This is a genomic window from Altererythrobacter epoxidivorans (genome assembly GCF_001281485.1).
GTDB classification, from domain to species: Bacteria; Pseudomonadota; Alphaproteobacteria; order Sphingomonadales; family Sphingomonadaceae; genus Erythrobacter; species Erythrobacter epoxidivorans.
On the sequence record NZ_CP012669.1, the window covers coordinates 1,147,979 to 1,163,293 of the forward strand.

14 protein-coding genes are annotated in these 15,315 nt (G+C 60.3%); 6 read left to right on the top strand and 8 right to left on the bottom strand.

The annotated features are described in order from the left end of the window. Positions 1 to 60: 60 nt before the first annotated feature. Entirely contained in the window at positions 61 to 1,374 is a 1,314-nt protein-coding gene (locus AMC99_RS05830) for a hypothetical protein (RefSeq protein ID WP_061924028.1), read from the bottom strand. A 305-nt stretch (positions 1,375 to 1,679) separates the two neighbouring features. Between AMC99_RS05830 and gyrA the strand changes: the two genes are divergently transcribed. After that, positions 1,680 to 4,508, top strand: coding sequence for a DNA gyrase subunit A (gyrA, locus tag AMC99_RS05835; protein WP_061924031.1), 2,829 nt, complete (start codon positions 1,680 to 1,682; stop codon positions 4,506 to 4,508). 8 nt (positions 4,509 to 4,516) lie between these two features. Continuing rightward, complete coding sequence (locus tag AMC99_RS05840) at positions 4,517 to 5,359, top strand: TauD/TfdA dioxygenase family protein (RefSeq protein WP_061924034.1); 843 nt, start codon at positions 4,517 to 4,519, stop codon at positions 5,357 to 5,359. A 3-nt stretch (positions 5,360 to 5,362) separates the two neighbouring features. Here AMC99_RS05840 and AMC99_RS05845 read toward each other — a convergent pair whose 3' ends face one another. After that, entirely contained in the window at positions 5,363 to 6,019 is a 657-nt protein-coding gene (locus AMC99_RS05845) for a lysoplasmalogenase family protein (RefSeq protein WP_061924037.1), read from the bottom strand. Positions 6,020 to 6,090: 71 nt separating this feature from the next. Here AMC99_RS05845 and trmFO point away from each other — a divergent pair, with 71 nt between their 5' ends. Continuing rightward, entirely contained in the window at positions 6,091 to 7,473 is a 1,383-nt protein-coding gene (gene trmFO, locus AMC99_RS05850) for a methylenetetrahydrofolate--tRNA-(uracil(54)-C(5))-methyltransferase (FADH(2)-oxidizing) TrmFO (protein ID WP_061927772.1), read from the top strand. Here trmFO and AMC99_RS05855 read toward each other — a convergent pair whose 3' ends face one another. Further along, positions 7,474 to 7,938, bottom strand: coding sequence for an EF-hand domain-containing protein (locus AMC99_RS05855; RefSeq protein WP_061924040.1), 465 nt, complete (start codon positions 7,936 to 7,938; stop codon positions 7,474 to 7,476). It lies immediately after the preceding gene. 39 nt (positions 7,939 to 7,977) lie between these two features. Continuing rightward, positions 7,978 to 8,631: a squalene/phytoene synthase family protein gene (locus tag AMC99_RS05860; RefSeq protein WP_157058265.1), complete on the bottom strand. Its 654-nt coding sequence runs from the start codon at positions 8,629 to 8,631 to the stop codon at positions 7,978 to 7,980. Between the two features lie 183 nt (positions 8,632 to 8,814). On the opposite strand from AMC99_RS05860, the gene AMC99_RS05865 reads away from it, so the two are divergent. The 3 genes from AMC99_RS05865 to AMC99_RS05875 are packed head-to-tail and all read left to right on the top strand — an operon-like array spanning position 8,815 to position 11,020. Continuing rightward, positions 8,815 to 10,098 (top strand): pilus assembly protein TadG-related protein, encoded by a 1,284-nt coding sequence (locus AMC99_RS05865; RefSeq protein ID WP_061924044.1) that lies wholly within the window; start codon positions 8,815 to 8,817, stop codon positions 10,096 to 10,098. Continuing rightward, complete coding sequence (locus tag AMC99_RS05870) at positions 10,095 to 10,553, top strand: TadE/TadG family type IV pilus assembly protein (RefSeq protein WP_061924047.1); 459 nt, start codon at positions 10,095 to 10,097, stop codon at positions 10,551 to 10,553. The genes AMC99_RS05865 and AMC99_RS05870 overlap by 4 nt, the downstream gene beginning before the upstream one ends. Continuing rightward, a complete protein-coding gene (locus AMC99_RS05875) occupies positions 10,550 to 11,020 on the top strand; it encodes a TadE/TadG family type IV pilus assembly protein (RefSeq protein WP_061924049.1) in 471 nt (156 codons plus the stop codon). The genes AMC99_RS05870 and AMC99_RS05875 overlap by 4 nt, the downstream gene beginning before the upstream one ends. Before the next feature lie 69 nt (positions 11,021 to 11,089). Here AMC99_RS05875 and AMC99_RS05880 read toward each other — a convergent pair whose 3' ends face one another. The 4 genes from AMC99_RS05880 to AMC99_RS05895 all read right to left on the bottom strand — a co-directional run bounded on the left by AMC99_RS05880 (position 11,090) and on the right by AMC99_RS05895 (position 15,257). Beyond that, complete coding sequence (locus AMC99_RS05880) at positions 11,090 to 12,490, bottom strand: pyruvate dehydrogenase complex E1 component subunit beta (protein WP_061924052.1); 1,401 nt, start codon at positions 12,488 to 12,490, stop codon at positions 11,090 to 11,092. 3 nt (positions 12,491 to 12,493) lie between these two features. Further along, complete coding sequence (gene pdhA, locus AMC99_RS05885) at positions 12,494 to 13,579, bottom strand: pyruvate dehydrogenase (acetyl-transferring) E1 component subunit alpha (protein ID WP_061924055.1); 1,086 nt, start codon at positions 13,577 to 13,579, stop codon at positions 12,494 to 12,496. A 134-nt stretch (positions 13,580 to 13,713) separates the two neighbouring features. Continuing rightward, positions 13,714 to 13,989 (bottom strand): FtsB family cell division protein, encoded by a 276-nt coding sequence (locus AMC99_RS05890; protein WP_232301518.1) that lies wholly within the window; start codon positions 13,987 to 13,989, stop codon positions 13,714 to 13,716. A gap of 104 nt (positions 13,990 to 14,093) precedes the next feature. Then, positions 14,094 to 15,257: an acyl-CoA dehydrogenase family protein gene (locus tag AMC99_RS05895; protein ID WP_061924061.1), complete on the bottom strand. Its 1,164-nt coding sequence runs from the start codon at positions 15,255 to 15,257 to the stop codon at positions 14,094 to 14,096. Between the last annotated feature and the right edge of the window lie 58 nt (positions 15,258 to 15,315).

A 15,315-nucleotide genomic window follows, 5' to 3' on the forward strand; every position in this document is an offset into this window, starting at 1 on the left:
GAAAACGGCGCGAAGTCGTGATGACCTCGCGCCGCTTCTGTTAGCTGTCAGGGCTCCAGCTTAGCTGGTAGCGCCAGCCTTCTTGCCAGCAACATAGATCGACCAGAGGCGGGCTATTGCGGCACGGTTGCCGGTCACCTTGCCGAAGGTTTCCAGTGCAGCGTCGTATTTGCCAAGTTCGGCCTGCGCGATACCCAGACGGGTCAGCGCAACATTGGCGTCAACACCCGGCATGCCGAGGCTCTTCTGGAAGAATTCCTCTGCCTTGGCGTATTCGCCATAGTTGAGGAACGCGTCACCTGCCGCGCTGACGGTACGCAGCGATGCCGATGCGGCGCGTGCGTCCTTTTCGAGCGCAGGGAGGTCGGCACGGTCTGCGGTCATGCGCGTCTTTGCGGTCTTCAGCGAATCCGCGACGTAGATGTCATCACGGCTCACTACACCGCTGGCATAACCCTGCTCGATGACGGTTTCGACTTCCTTGGGCAGACGACGCGGGTCGGCAGCTTCGATGAAGTCGATGTATTCCATCTTGTTTTGCATGGCCGAAACGCGGTTCGACAGACGAAGGAGGTCGAGCATTTCCGGCGCTTTGTAATCGTTCAGATTACGAGCGATGTTGATCGAATCGCGCCAGTTGCCCGGGCTTTGGTATTCCGGCAACCACATGGCGATGATTTCGTAAACACCCGGCACCTGCTCTGCCTTGTAGGCAACGGAAAGGCCACGTTTGTACCAGTCTTCCTTGATCACCTGGCCCGATGCCTTGCGGATCGCGATGGCATTCTTGAACGCGGCGAGACCTTCGTCATACATTCCGTCGGCGAAATAGGATTCAACCAGCACGAAACGGAGGTCGTCCGTGGAGGTGGTTTCGTTGCCGTAATTCGCATCGATGGCTGCCTTGAGGAACGTGCGCGAGAGAGCCGTATCCTTAAGGGCATTCGCCAGCTGGTAGCCGACGATATTGTACTGGCCGATGTTCTCGGCCGGCACGAGACCGCTTCCAAGCATCAGGTTCATACCCTGGAGCTGCAGCGCCTGGTCCTGCGACTTCACGCCGCCGTTATAGAGGATGTTGCCCGTGGCGAGTTTCTCGTCGGCCGAGATCGAAGCCGCAATCAGCGCAGGGATGCTGCCCTTTACCGTGGCAACCGCAGTGGGTTCCGCATTAACGGCATCTTCGATCGGCTTATAAACCGCGATGTATTCCTTGGAGTAGGAAGGCTTGGCCTTCTTGTCCTTCTTCTGTGCGTGAGCGGTATCGGCAAAGCCGGTGACGCCTACGACAGTACCCATGGCAAGGGCAATCGCGAGTGCTGCGGATGCTCCGCGCATCTTGAGGGCACTCTTGGGGGTAACGAATGAACGCATTTACTAACTCTCCTGAAACTTGCGGGGGTGAAGCGCATGTCTGCGCCTGCAATTCATCTCTGCGCGGGCTAATGAACCTCTATCCCGCATATTGCAATTCTACCTAGCCGAAACCGGCTGAATGGCCATTGAATGGTCCATTCAACTTGCAGAATGCGCCACGCGTCGCTCCAGCAAGGCTTTATGTGGATAAAGCGCACGAGGTACGGGTTTTGTTCCGCGCCGATGGTGGCGAAAACCCCTGTTACTCCCTACATTGTGAACCTTAGCTACATGTCCGACAACAGACCAGAAACGGCCACGTTTTGAGCGACGAAATCGATACCCTGACACCTGCCTCGCCCATGGGCGAATATGAACGCATCGACATCGTCGATGAGATGAAGACGAGCTATCTCGATTATGCAATGAGCGTGATCGTCAGCCGCGCATTGCCCGATGTTCGCGACGGCCTGAAGCCCGTCCATCGCAGGATCCTGTTCGCCAGCCAGGAAGGCGGCTTTGTTGCGGGACGCCCCTATCGTAAGAGCGCGAAGATCGTCGGTGACGTGATGGGTAACTACCACCCTCACGGCGACGCCGCGATCTATGACGCGCTGGCCCGCATGACGCAGCCGTGGTCACTCCGCGTTCCGCTGGTCGATGGTCAGGGTAACTTCGGTTCGATGGACCCTGATCCGCCGGCCTCGATGCGTTATACTGAGGCGCGCCTTGCACGTGTCGCCAACAGCCTGCTTGACGACCTCGACAAGGATACGGTCGATTTCGCAGACAACTACGACGGATCGCGCAGCGAACCGACGGTCCTCCCTGCCCGCTTCCCCAACCTGCTGGTCAATGGCGCCGGTGGTATTGCGGTCGGCATGGCGACCAATGTGCCGCCGCACAATCTGGGCGAAGTGATCGACGGCTGTCTTGCCTTCATCGAGAACCCGGGAATCACGTCCGAGGAACTGATCGAATATATTCCGGGGCCCGATTTCCCGACCGCCCCGCTGATCCTCGGTTCTTCCGGCAGCCGGGCCGCCTATACGACTGGTCGCGGTTCGATCCTGATGCGTTGCCGGCACGAGATCGAGGAAACCCGCGGCGATCGCAAATCGATCGTGCTTACCTCGATCCCCTTCCAGGTCGGCAAGTCCGGCCTCGTCGAGAAGATTGCCGATGCGGCCAAGGAAAAGCGGATCGAGGGCATTTCCGACATTCGCGATGAAAGTTCGCGCGAAGGTGTGCGCGTCGTCGTCGATCTAAAGCGCGATGCGACGCCCGAAGTCGTTCTCAACCAGCTCTGGCGCCACACCCCGGCGCAGGCCAGCTTCCCGGCCAACATGCTGGCCATCCGTGGCGGACGTCCGGAAGTTCTCTGCCTTCGCGACATCATCCAGGCTTTCATCCAGTTCCGCGAGCAGGTCATCACCCGCCGCACCAAGTTCGAACTGAACAAGGCGCGCGACCGGGCGCACATCTTGCTCGGCCTTGTAGTTGCCGTTTCGAACCTAGACGAGGTCGTGGCGATCATCCGCGGCTCATCCAACCCTGCGGACGCCCGGGCAAAGCTGATCGCCCGCGAATGGCCGATTGGCGACATCGCGCAATACATCCGCCTTGTCGAAGCGATCGAGCCGACCGCCGACCAGGAAGGCGGCACCTACCGCCTGTCCGAACGGCAGGTGAAGGCAATCCTCGACCTGCGCCTGCACCGCCTCACCGCGCTCGGCCGCGACGAGATCGGCGATGAGCTCAAGGAACTGTCGCTCGCTATCGAAGAATATCTCTCGATCCTGGCAGACCGTGCGAAACTGTACCGCGTGATGCGCGAGGAACTCGAAGAGATCCGTGCGACCTATGCCACGCCGCGTGTTTCAGAGATCGCGCCCGCCTGGGACGGCCTCGAAGACGAGGACCTGATCGAGCGCGAGGAAATGGTCGTGACCGTTACTCACGGTGGCTACATCAAGCGTACGCCGCTCGATACCTTCAGGGCGCAGAACCGTGGCGGCAAGGGCCGCAGCGGCATGGCGACCAAGGACGAAGATGCCGTGGTCGAGATGTTCGTCACGTCGACCCACAATCCCGTATTGTTCTTCACGAACACCGGCCGCGTCTATCGCATGAAGGTGTGGAAACTGCCCGAGGGCGGACCCCAGACCAAGGGGCGCCCGATGGTCAACCTCCTGCCGCTGGGCGACGAGGAACGCGTGACCAACGTGCTCGCCCTGCCCGAAGACGAGAGCGAGTGGGAAAAGCTCAACATCGTGTTCGCGACCGAGCAAGGCATGGTTCGCCGCAATTCGATGGACGCTTTCACCAACGTCCCGACCAACGGCAAATACGCGATGGGCTTCGTCGAAGGCAGCGGCGACCGCTTGATCGGCGTGGAATTGCTGTCGGAAGACCAGGAAATCTTCCTCGCCAGCGATGCCGGCAAGGCGATCCGCTTCTCCGCCACGGATGCGCGCGAAACGAAGAGCCGCACCGGCATCGGCGTTCGCGGCATGAAGCTGAAGGATGGCCAGAAGGTCGTCTCCATGGCTGTGCTCGACGCAGGCGAATGGACCACGGAACAGCGCGATGCTTATCTGAAGGCGGCAAGCTGGAAGGACAACGACGCCGAACAGACGCTCGATGCGGAAACGCTGGAGCGCATGGCCGAGGGCGAGGAGTTCGTCCTGACCATCACGGCCAATGGTTACGGCAAGATCTCGTCGGCCTACGAATATCGTACGATCGGGCGCGGCGGACAGGGCCTGACCAACATCGGCACGCCCGACAGCAACCCCGACCGCAATGGTCCGGTCGTGGCCAGCTTCCCCGTCCGGCATGGTTCGCAGCTCATGCTCGTAACCGATCAGGCGAAGCTTATCCGTCTTCCGATCGATTTCCGTCACATGATGGAAGGCGAGGACCCGGGCGGCTTCCGCATCATCGGCCGTGGTTCGGCAGGCGTTCGGATCTTCAATGTCGGCAAGGGCGAGCACGTTGTTGGCGCTGCCCTTATCGACGAAACCGAAGAGCCCGAGAACGAGGCTGAAGAGGCGGTGATGGAAGAGATAGCTGACCGCGAAGCCCAAGTGACCGAACCACATACGACCGCCCATTCCGACAAGAACATCGACGGCGAACCTGGAGGCTAGGGTTCATCATGGCGCTGCAAGTCGAAACCCCGGATGCTACGTGCGGAGCGCGCGTCACCGGGATCGACCTTGCGGCGCCACTGGCCCCCGGTGCAGTCCAAGAAATCCGCGCTGCCTGGCTGAGGCACCGTGTGGTCGCCTTCCCTGCGCAGCGCATGGACGACGACGCGCTCGAACGCTTCACCATCGCCATGGGGGGCTTCGGCGAAGATCCATTCTTCGCGGCGATCCCCGGGCGTGACCATATCGCGGCAATCCTTCGCGAGGCAAACGAAACGACACCACTTTTCGCCGAAAGCTGGCACAGCGACTGGAGCTTCCTTGGCGAGCCACCGGCGGGAACCTGCCTACTGGCAATCGATATCCCGCCCACTGGCGGAGACACGCTGTTTGCCGACCAGATCGCGGCATTCGCGGCGCTCCCGGACGATCGGAAGGATCATCTTCGCTCTCTTACTGCGATCCACAGCGCCAAGCATGCCTATGCGCCTGAAGGTGCCTATGGCGAGCGTGACAAGGGTCGTTCGATGGCAATCCGACCTGATGAAAGCGCGCGAGAAACCCGCACGCATCCTCTCGTCACCCAGCATCCGGAAACGGCTGAGGAGGCCATCTTTTCGACCCTTGGCTATATTGTCGGGATCGAGCGGATGGAGGATGAGGAAGCGTATGCCTTCCTATCTGAACTCGCCAAGTGGCAGACGCAGGAACAGTTCGTTTACCGCCACCGCTGGGAACCGGACATGCTTGTCATGTGGGACAACCGCAGCGTACTGCACAAGGCGACCGGCGGTTACGAAGGGCACCGGCGCGAATTGCACCGGACCACCATCGCGGCGTATCGCGGCTAAGGCTTAGTCGTCTTCCTCACGCAATTCGTGGCGCAATGTCTGCACCACTCCGGTCGCAATCAGGAACTGCCCGACGAAATAGAGTGGCCAGATCGCCAGGTCGGGAATCGGCGTCAGGTCCACCGGACCCTCGCGGCTGAAGATCAGCCAGTCCGACACGACGAACAGTACGGCGCCGAGCCCGACACGGTAGCGCGGGAAACGGCTCATCCAGGCAGTCGCAGCCATGCCGCCCAGAGCGAGGCCGTAAAGCGCAATCGACGCATTCTGGGAAAGAAACCAGCAGATCAGCGGTGTTCCGAGCAGCAGCACAACGGCCAGCCCCTTCTGGCTGGCAGTCGTGTGATGACGGGGAAACTTCAGATAAAGCGCCATCGCGACGAGGTGCGAGAGGAAGAACGCAGTACCCCCCGCTTCCAGCGTCAGTTCGATTGCCATGTCGCCTATCGCCGACAGGGTCATGACCAAGCCGATAAGGATGCCCGGCGTGCCCTTGCCGCGATGGAAGGCATAGGCTGCCAGCGCGCCGACACCAGCCCCCTTCAAGATGATCAGGTAAAGGCCGCCGATCGCCTCATCGCGCATGAAATAGAATGCCACGGCGCAGGCGACAGCGACCAGCAACCATGGGCGATGTTCCGACAGCGCGCGTTTGGGCATTGACCAATCCCTCCTTTCGATTGCTCTTGGACTTGATGACATGGGGGTGCAAGCACTAGGTGGCGCTCGAAATGACAGAACATACCGATCACGACGTGCACATTATCGGCGGCGGCCTCGCTGGCAGCGAGGCTGCGTGGCAACTTGCCCGGCGAGGGTTTAAGGTCCGCCTTTCCGAAATGCGCGGAAGCGGGGAAATGACCCCTGCCCACCAGACAGACGGCCTTGCAGAACTCGTCTGTTCGAACAGCTTCCGCTCCGACGATAGCGACAAGAACGCCGTCGGATTGCTACACCACGAAATGCGCGCGCTCGACAGCCTCGTGATGAGCGCTGGCGAAAAGGCACGCGTACCGGCGGGTAGTGCGATGGCGGTGGACCGCGACGTCTTTTCATCCGAAGTACAACGAACACTGGAAGAGCATCCCAATGTTACCGTGGTGCGAGAGCGGGTGGACTCCCTGCCCGCCTCCGGCGCGACCATTGTCGCCACCGGCCCCCTCACCGCGCAATCGCTCGCGCAGAGCATCGTAAGTGCAACCGGCCAGGACCGGCTCGCCTTTTTCGATGCCATTGCCCCCATCGTCCACCGCGACAGCATCGACATGTCGAAATGCTGGATCCAGAGCCGCTGGAACAAGCGCACCGAGGCCTCGAACGAGGACGGCGACTACATCAACTGCCCCATGACGAAAGAGCAGTACCTCGCGTTCCACCAGGGGCTGATGGATGGCGAGAAGACCGAATTTCGCGAATGGGAAGCGGACACACCCTATTTCGATGGCTGCATGCCGATCGAGGTCATGGCCGCACGCGGCGTCGAAACGCTGCGGTACGGTCCGATGAAGGGCGTCGGTCTCGACAACCCCTATGACACGACCGAGGAACACCCGCAGGGCCGCTGGCCCTACGCTGTTGTGCAGCTGCGCCAGGACAACAAGCTCGGCACGTTGTGGAACATGGTCGGCTTCCAGACGAAGCTGAAATACGGCGCCCAGATCGAGCTGTTCCGTACCATTCCGGGGCTCGAGAATGCCGAGTTCGCAAGGCTTGGCGGGCTGCATCGCAATACTTTCATCAATTCGCCTCTCGTACTCGACCGGCAGTTGAGACTTCGCGGTGGCGAACACATCCGCTTCGCCGGCCAGATCACCGGCTGCGAAGGTTATGTCGAAAGCTCTGCAGTCGGCCTGATTGCGGGCATGATGGCGGCAAGCGAATTGGCAGGCCGTGACTGGACCCCGCCGCCGCGCACCACCGCGCTCGGCTCCTTGCTGAGCCACATTACCGGCGACGCCGAGGCAGAGACGTTCCAGCCCATGAACGTCAATTTCGGCCTGTTCCCACCCCTGCACGAAGTGAAGAAAAAGCAGCGCAAGGAAGCCTATACTTCGCGCGCAAAAGAGGACTTACGTATGTGGGTAGCTGAAGCCGAGGCTCTGCCCGCGACCTGATCAACAACGGCAGGTGGGCTTTTTGGGCGTCGTCGGCTTAGGCGCCGTCGTTGCAAATTCGCGCTGGGACAACTTGCCGTTCCCGTCGGCATCGGCCCCATCGAAACGATTGGCGGTCGTCACCGCCCACTCTTCGAATGTGAGCAGATTGTTGCCGTCGACGTCGAGCTTGCGGAACGCATCGCTGCGCGTCGAAAGCATCTCATTGCGGGTGATGGAAAGGTCGCGATTGCGGTCGTAACGGAAGAACCGGATCTGCTCGCGGGTCAGTTCGCTCGCTTCAGGCGGGCTCGGCCCTTTCAAGTCCGATGGATCAGCGGAAGGGAGCGATTCAGGATCAGGAGCGATTTCAACCTCTGGCGGAGGCGGCGCATTTTCTTCGACCTGCGCTACACCACGCCACCAATAAAGTCCGATGGTGGCGACAATCAGCCCCAGAAACAGCCCCAATACGACCCTGCCCATTCTGCTCCCCCGCGATAAGTTGCTGAAGGATAGAGCTTTCTAGCGGCCAGACAAGCCTGCCTTCATCGCCGTGAGTGCTGCCCCCCTGCCCTCCAGCAATGGCCGCAGTCCACGATCCAGCGAACGCCGGGCCAGCGCGGAAAGCACCGCCACGCCCCGCATCTCCCGGCGGACGCGCCCCGTAGCGATTACTCCCCGCGCTAGATCCGCGAGTATTTCGCGCTCTTCCTGCTGGCCGTTGTTCACCGCGGCATCGACAAGCGCCCACAGCTTGGCATGCTCTGCGACAACGGATGCATCGGCTGATCCAGACACTTCGGCCACGGCTTCGAAAATGCCTGCCCGGGCATTGGCGAAGGAAGCGAAAGACTCACGCGGCGGGATTTCGCTGCCGATCATGCCTTCCCAGCCATCGACTAGACAGAGTAGCGATCGCTCATGCCCCTCCCAGCTCGACCCAATGGCACCCAGGACGACATCGCCAATCGGACGTGAAGCGACGGGCTGTAAAAGCGTATCGCGCCACCACGCGAGCCGCATCTGCGCGAGCATGGGTTCGTTGGCTGTTGCGACGATCCGCGCAAGCCGCCTGTCCAGTGCGAGCCCCGCCACGAGCATAGGGCGCAGCTTGGGCGCGCAATATGACAGCGCCAGTCGCTGTTCGTCTGAAATGTCCTGTTCGATAGGATCCATCGGGTCGCTAGGCGTGAACGCGATCCTCCTGTCAACCTCACCCATGCGAGCAAGCGTCGGAACCATAGGAAAGACCTGCATTCCCGTAACCCGGCGTTAACCACGTAATCTAATTATAACCTCACCAAGTTCTGGCATTTATCGGATCGTTCGAAGTCATGCTTCACGGGAGAAGCGATCCAGATGGGTGCCATCCGAAACCTCTTCACCAAGCTGCGCGACAACCGCGCAGGCAATGCCGCCGTTCTCGTTGCGCTGGGTATGCCGGCACTGATCGGCGGCGCCGGTTTTGCCGTGGATACCGCGCAGTGGTATCTCTGGAAGCGCGAACTTCAGCAGGCAGTCGACCAAGGTGCATATGCAGGGGCGAAGGCCCTTTCTGCCGATGCGTCGGCGGATACCTATTCCCTGCGGGTCACCCAGGAATTCGATGCCAACCTTTCGATCACGAAGGATTATGCATCCGATCCTACGATCGAGATCGTCGACTACGCCGGTGGCAGCGACAACAGCGTGCTCGTTCGCGCGCAGGTGACACGTCGCCTGCCCTTCAGCAGCTTCCTCACCGGGTCGGCAACAACTGTCGCGGTGTCCGCGCAGGCCAGCTTCGCGCAGGGCGGCGAATACAGCGCCTGCATCGTGTCGCTGGCGAAAGAGGGCGGCGGCACTACCATTGGCGGCAACGCAACGATCAAGGCCAAGTGCGGCATCGCAGCACTTTCCTGCAGTGACGATGCCATCACGATCGGCAGCAATGCCGACGTCGATACGGATATTATCGTTGCATGCGGCAAGGTCGATGCACCCGAGGAACTCCGCGACAAGGTCGTTGAGGGCGCCGACAATCTCTATGACGAATATGCCGATCTCGATCCGCCGGACGATGACCGCGACCGCGAATATGAGTGCACCGGCAAGGGCAAGGCGAAGCAGGCTTCGCTGCTGCCCGGGACCTACGGTTCGCTGGTCGTCGGGTGCACCACGGTGCTCTCGTCCGGTATTTACGTGATCGACGGCGGTCTTCTTGATCTTTCGGCCAATTACAACGTGACCGGAACGGGCGTGATGTTCGTCCTTCGCAATGGTGCCCAGGTCAAGCTGGGCGGGAACGGCAACGGCAACTCGATCCGCCTGTCTCCCATGACTGCGGCGGACCTTGTCACGGCAGGATATGCCGACCAGGCCGATCTACTGTCAGACATCCTCATTTTCGAAGAGCGTGACAACAATCCGGGCGAGCCCGGGCACATCATGAATGGCAATTCGAATTCGATCATCGAAGGGCTGATCTACATGCCCTCGGGCACTTTGCGGATCAACGGCACGGCCGACGTCAACTCGCAGTGCCTGCTGATCTCGGCATACCGGATCGACATCCGCGGCGGCGCAAAGCTCGAAACGCTGTGCCCGACCGAGGATTCCTCGGATGTCGGCTCGGCGAGCGGCAAGATCAGGCTGGTCGCATGATGAATCTGGCCCTCATCCGCAAACTCGCGCGTGACCAGCATGGCGCACTCGCCGTCGAGACAGCCTTCGTCCTGCCGATCCTGTGCGTCATGGCACTGGGCGGGTTCGAGACCAGCATGATCATCTCGCGCCAATACGAGATGCAATCTGCCGCCGGGGAATCGGAGATCATCGCACTGGCCGCCGCCACCGGGGCCACGACCGATGCATCGAAAATCAAGGCGATCCTGAAGGAATCGGTCAACCTCAATAACAGCCAGATCAAGGTCGAACAGTTCTTCCGATGCGATGCCAATGAAAGCACGGTCGAAAGTGCCGACAGCTGCGAAGAAGGCGCCGTGGTCACGGAATACATCAAGCTGACGCTCGAGGATTCTTACGATCCGCTGTGGACCGATTTCGGTGTCGGTGAAAAAATCGACATGAAGGTCGAACGCACGGTGCTGCTGCCGTGAGCCTGCCCCATTTCCTGCACCGTTTGCGACGCGATGAGCGCGGTTCGATCCTGATCGAATTCGCCTTTCTCGCTCCAGTGATCATCATCGCCATGATCGGAGTGTTCCAGGTCGCGTTCTACATGCAGAACTACAATTCGCTGCGCTCCGTCGCTTCGGATACCGCACGGCGGATCATGGTCGAATACCAGCGCGAAAACGAACTGTCGGTCGATGAGATCAGCGCTGTCGCACGAAGCATTGCAGTCGGCGATCCTTACAGGCTGCACACAGAGCAACTCGAAGTTTCGGTCAATCAGGAAGGCACGAGCAGGATCGAAGGCGCGGTCGAATACACCATCGCCCTGTCCTACACCGGGGAAGATTTTCTTCCGATTCCCGGCCTCGACGCACTGAACATGACCTATGATCGTCCGATCTTCGTCGTCTCCGGAGCCGAGGAAGAGGACGAAGAGGACGAAGAATAGGAAGCAGGCACCGAAACCAGGCTTTGGGTCATCGCCCCTGCCCGATTTCGCGCGCCCGCCAGCGCCCTGTCAGTCCTTGTAGCAGACCTTCTTCACTGCCTTCACGATGCGATTTGCATCGATCAGCGCGAGCTTTTCGAGGTTTGCGGCATAGGGAAGCGGAACGTCTTCATCGCAAACGCGCAGAACCGGCGCATCGAGATGGTCGAAGCCGTCCTCCATGCAGATCGCCATCACTTCCGATGCGATCGAACATGTCGGCCAGCCCTCTTCCGCGATGACAATTCGGTTGGTCTTGGCGAGTGAAGTAAGGATCGCCTCACGATCGAGCGGGCGTAGGGTGCGCAGGTCGATAACTTCTGCATCAATGCCTTCATCCGCCAGCTTCTCGGCCGCTTCGAGTGCGAAACCGACGCCGATGGAGTAGCTGACGATGGTGACATCGCTGCCTTCGCGCATGATGCGTGCCTTGCCGATCGGCAGGACGTAATCGTCTAGATCGGGCACATCGAAGCTGCGTCCGTAAACCAGTTCGTTCTCTAGGAATACGACCGGATCTTCGCTCCGGATCGCAGCCTTCATCAGGCCCTTCGCATCGGCGCTGTCATAGGGCGCGATCACGATCAGGCCGGGGACCGATGCGTACCACGGCCCGTAGTTCTGGCTGTGCTGTGCGCCGACGCGGCTGGCTGCGCCGTTCGGACCACGGAAGACGACCGGACAACGCATCTGGCCGCCCGACATGTAATTGGTCTTGGCTGCCGAATTGATGATGTGGTCGATCGCCTGCATGGCGAAGTTGAAGGTCATGAACTCGACGATCGGGCGCAGGCCGCCCATCGCAGCGCCCGTGCCGATGCCGGCAAAGCCGTATTCAGTAATGGGCGTATCGATCACTCGCTTGGGACCGAATTCGTCGAGCAGGCCCTGAGTGACCTTGTAGGCCCCCTGGTACTCGGCGACTTCCTCGCCCATCACGAAAACGCGGTCGTCGCGGCGCATTTCCTCTGCCATCCCGTCGCGAAGGGCCTCGCGAACGGAAACCTGGCTGAAGCTTGTTCCTTCAGGGATCGCAGGATCGGATTTCGGTTCCGACTTCGGTTTTGCCGGAGTGACAGAACCGTCATCGTCATCGCGGCCGACATCCTTGCCTTCACCCGGCACGTCTTCGACCTTGGCGGCAGGAGCTTCGGCGGCAGGCGGTGCTGCGACGTCGGACGCATCTTCGTCCTCGCCTGCCAGCATTGCGATGACAGTCCCGACCTTCACGTTTTCGGAGCCTTCCGAAACGAGGATTTTGGCCAGCGTGCCTTCATCGACGGCCTCGAATTCCATCGTCGCCTTGTCGGTTTCGATTTCGGCGATGATGTCACCGGAAACGATCTCGTCGCCTTCCTTCTTGAGCCAGCGTGCGAGAGTGCCTTCTTCCATGGTGGGCGAAAGCGCGGGCATCTTGAGTTCGATAGCCATGGCTCAATACTCCTCCACCAGAACATCGGTGTAGAGTTCGCCCGGTGCCGGTTCGGGCGAGTTTTCGGCGAAATCGGCGGATTCGGCGACGCGCGCGCGGATCGCCTTGTCGATGGCCTTCAGATCCTCTTCGGTCTTGCCCAGTTCGATCAGTTTCTTCTTCAGACCCTCGATCGGATCCTTGTGGTCGCGCATGTCCTGCACTTCCTCGCGGCTGCGATATTTCGCAGGGTCGGACATGGAGTGTCCGCGATAGCGATAGGTGTTGAGTTCCATCAGGACGGGACCATTGCCCTCTCGCACGTGCTTGAACGCGATTTCGGCAGCGCCGCGTACTTCGAGAACGTCCATCCCGTTCACGTCCATGCCGGGGATGCGGAACGCCGTGCCGCGGCGATAGAATTCGGTTTCAGCAGAGCTGCGACGCACGGCCGTACCCATTGCGTACTGGTTGTTTTCCACCACGAACACGATCGGCAGGTTCCACAGGCTCGCCATGTTGAATGTCTCGTAAACCTGTCCCTGGTTGGCAGCACCGTCACCGAAATAGGCCAGGCAGAGTCCGCCATCTTCGCGGTACTTGTGAGCTAGCGCGAGCCCGCCGCCGAGCGCGACCTGCGCGCCGACGATGCCGTGGCCGCCATAGAACTTATGCTCGGTCGAGAACATGTGCATCGACCCGCCCTTGCCCTTCGAGATACCGGCCTGGCGCCCGGTCAACTCGGCCATGATGACATTGGGATCGATCCCGTAAGCGAGCATATGCCCGTGGTCACGATAGCCGGTGATCACGCTGTCCTTGTCGCTATCGAGCGCGCTTTGAAGGCCAATCGCGACCGCTTCCTGGCCGATGTAGAGGTGGCAGAAACCGCCGATCAGGCCGAGCCCGTACAGCTGGCCGGCCTTTTCCTCGAACCTGCGAATGAGCAGCATCTGTTCGTAGAAGGTGAGCATTTCATCCATGCTCGCGTCGTAGCGACCCGTCTTCTCGTGGAGCTCCTGCAATGAACGCAGGGCGAAATCGCTGTCATCGGTTGCGGGCGCGTTGTTCGCGCTCGTCTTATCGGACTTCTTTGCCGACTGGGCCAAGCTGTAATCCTCTTTATCTTGAGGCCCCTGGGGAGATCATTGAGGCCGCTGGCGGCTATAAAGGCATCCTCGCGCATGACGCAACGTCAAGCACGCATCCTGCATACGAAATCTTGGAAAAATGCGCGGCGCGCCTACTCGTCTTCGAGTGTGATCACGACTTCGTCAGGGTGAACGACATTGAGGTTGCGACGAAGGAGTTCGCCAACCAGGTCGGGATCGGCAGCTTCCGGGTCGAGGCCGTCCACCAGGTTGCGGAGCTCGTCACGTTCGTGCGTCAGCTGGGCGATCTGTGCGTGGCGCTGTTCGAGAAGGTTCGAATTCTCGCTCCACGAGAGCAATCCCGTGGGGCCGGCAACGGCAAAACCGGTCAAGACCAAGAGCCCGCCGAGCGCAAGAAACTGCCTCATCTGCTCTTTTGGTGGTTTACGCATTAGCCCCTCAGTTCCCTAAACGCACAGAATCATAGTTAACCCGCCTATTCAAGCGGTTTCTGGCATCAGCTAGTCGTAATTCAATAGGACCGCGGCAGGCCGAGCACATGTTCGGCCAGATACGACAGGATGAGATTCGTGGAAATAGGGGCAACGGTATAAAGTCGTGCCTCGCGGAACTTGCGCTCGACGTCGTATTCCTCGGCGAATCCGAAGCCGCCATAGGTCTGCACGCACATGTCGGCAGCAGCCCAGCTCGCTTCCGAGGCAAGCAACTTGGCCATGTTGGCTTCTTCGCCCGCATTGCCGCCCTGATCGTAAACGTGGGCGGCGTTGTGGACCATCAATTCTGCGGCACGCATCTGGGCGTAGCAGCGCGCGATGGGGAACTGGATTCCCTGATTCTGACCGATCGGACGTTTGAAGACGGTGCGATCCTTCGCATAATCGCTCGCCTTCTCGATGAACCACTTGGCATCGCCAACACATTCGGCCGCGATCAGGATTCGCTCCGCATTCATGCCTGACAGGATGTAGCGAAAGCCCTTCCCCTCTTCGCCAATCAGCGAGGACGCCGGGATGCGCATGTCGTCGAAGAACACTTCGGTCGTCGAGTGATTCATCATCGTGCGGATCGGCTTGATCGTCATTCCGCCAGCCTCGCGGGCAGCGCGCATATCGACCAGAAAAATGGAGAGGCCTTCGGTGCGCTTCTCGACCTCTTCGACCGACGTCGTCCGGGCCAGCAACAGCATGAGATCGGAATGTTCAGCGCGGCTCGTCCATATCTTCTGCCCGTTGACGACATATTCGTCGTCGTCACGGATTGCGCGTGTCTTGAGAGACAGCGTGTCGGTTCCGCTGGTCGGTTCGGACACGCCGAAAGCCTGGAGCCGCAATTCCCCGCTTGCGATCTTCGGCAGATACTCGCCCTTCTGGGCGTCGCTGCCATACCGCAAGAGGGTATTCATGATGTACATCTGGGCGTGCGCAGCACCGCCATTACAGCCCGATGCCTGGATTTCCTCCATGATCACCGCGGCCGCATCCAGCTTCAGCCCGCTGCCGCCGAATTCCTCGGGGATCAGGGCGGCAAGGAAACCCGAATTGGTCAGCGCATCGACGAACTCCGCCGGATAGGCACGTTCGCGATCTTTCTCACGCCAGTATTCGCCAGGGAATTCTTCGCAAAGGGCGCGCACGGCACGCCGGATTTCTGCCAGTTCTTCGGATTCGCTAGCCATCTTGCCCCTGCCGGAAAATCTCATCTCTCGCGAAGCTCAATGCAGAGAATGGCATGCC

Coding starts and splice junctions, on each gene's coding strand:
- AMC99_RS05830 (WP_061924028.1), bottom strand. CDS start 1,374: ATGCGTTCATTCGTTACCCCCAAGAGTGCCCTCAAGATGCGCGGAGCA.
- AMC99_RS05840 (WP_061924034.1), top strand. CDS start 4,517: ATGGCGCTGCAAGTCGAAACCCCGGATGCTACGTGCGGAGCGCGCGTC.
- AMC99_RS05845 (WP_061924037.1), bottom strand. CDS start 6,019: ATGCCCAAACGCGCGCTGTCGGAACATCGCCCATGGTTGCTGGTCGCT.
- trmFO (WP_061927772.1), top strand. CDS start 6,091: ATGACAGAACATACCGATCACGACGTGCACATTATCGGCGGCGGCCTC.
- AMC99_RS05855 (WP_061924040.1), bottom strand. CDS start 7,938: ATGGGCAGGGTCGTATTGGGGCTGTTTCTGGGGCTGATTGTCGCCACC.
- AMC99_RS05860 (WP_157058265.1), bottom strand. CDS start 8,631: ATGGATCCTATCGAACAGGACATTTCAGACGAACAGCGACTGGCGCTG.
- AMC99_RS05865 (WP_061924044.1), top strand. CDS start 8,815: ATGGGTGCCATCCGAAACCTCTTCACCAAGCTGCGCGACAACCGCGCA.
- AMC99_RS05870 (WP_061924047.1), top strand. CDS start 10,095: ATGATGAATCTGGCCCTCATCCGCAAACTCGCGCGTGACCAGCATGGC.
- AMC99_RS05880 (WP_061924052.1), bottom strand. CDS start 12,490: ATGGCTATCGAACTCAAGATGCCCGCGCTTTCGCCCACCATGGAAGAA.
- AMC99_RS05890 (WP_232301518.1), bottom strand. CDS start 13,989: ATGAGGCAGTTTCTTGCGCTCGGCGGGCTCTTGGTCTTGACCGGTTTT.
- AMC99_RS05895 (WP_061924061.1), bottom strand. CDS start 15,257: ATGGCTAGCGAATCCGAAGAACTGGCAGAAATCCGGCGTGCCGTGCGC.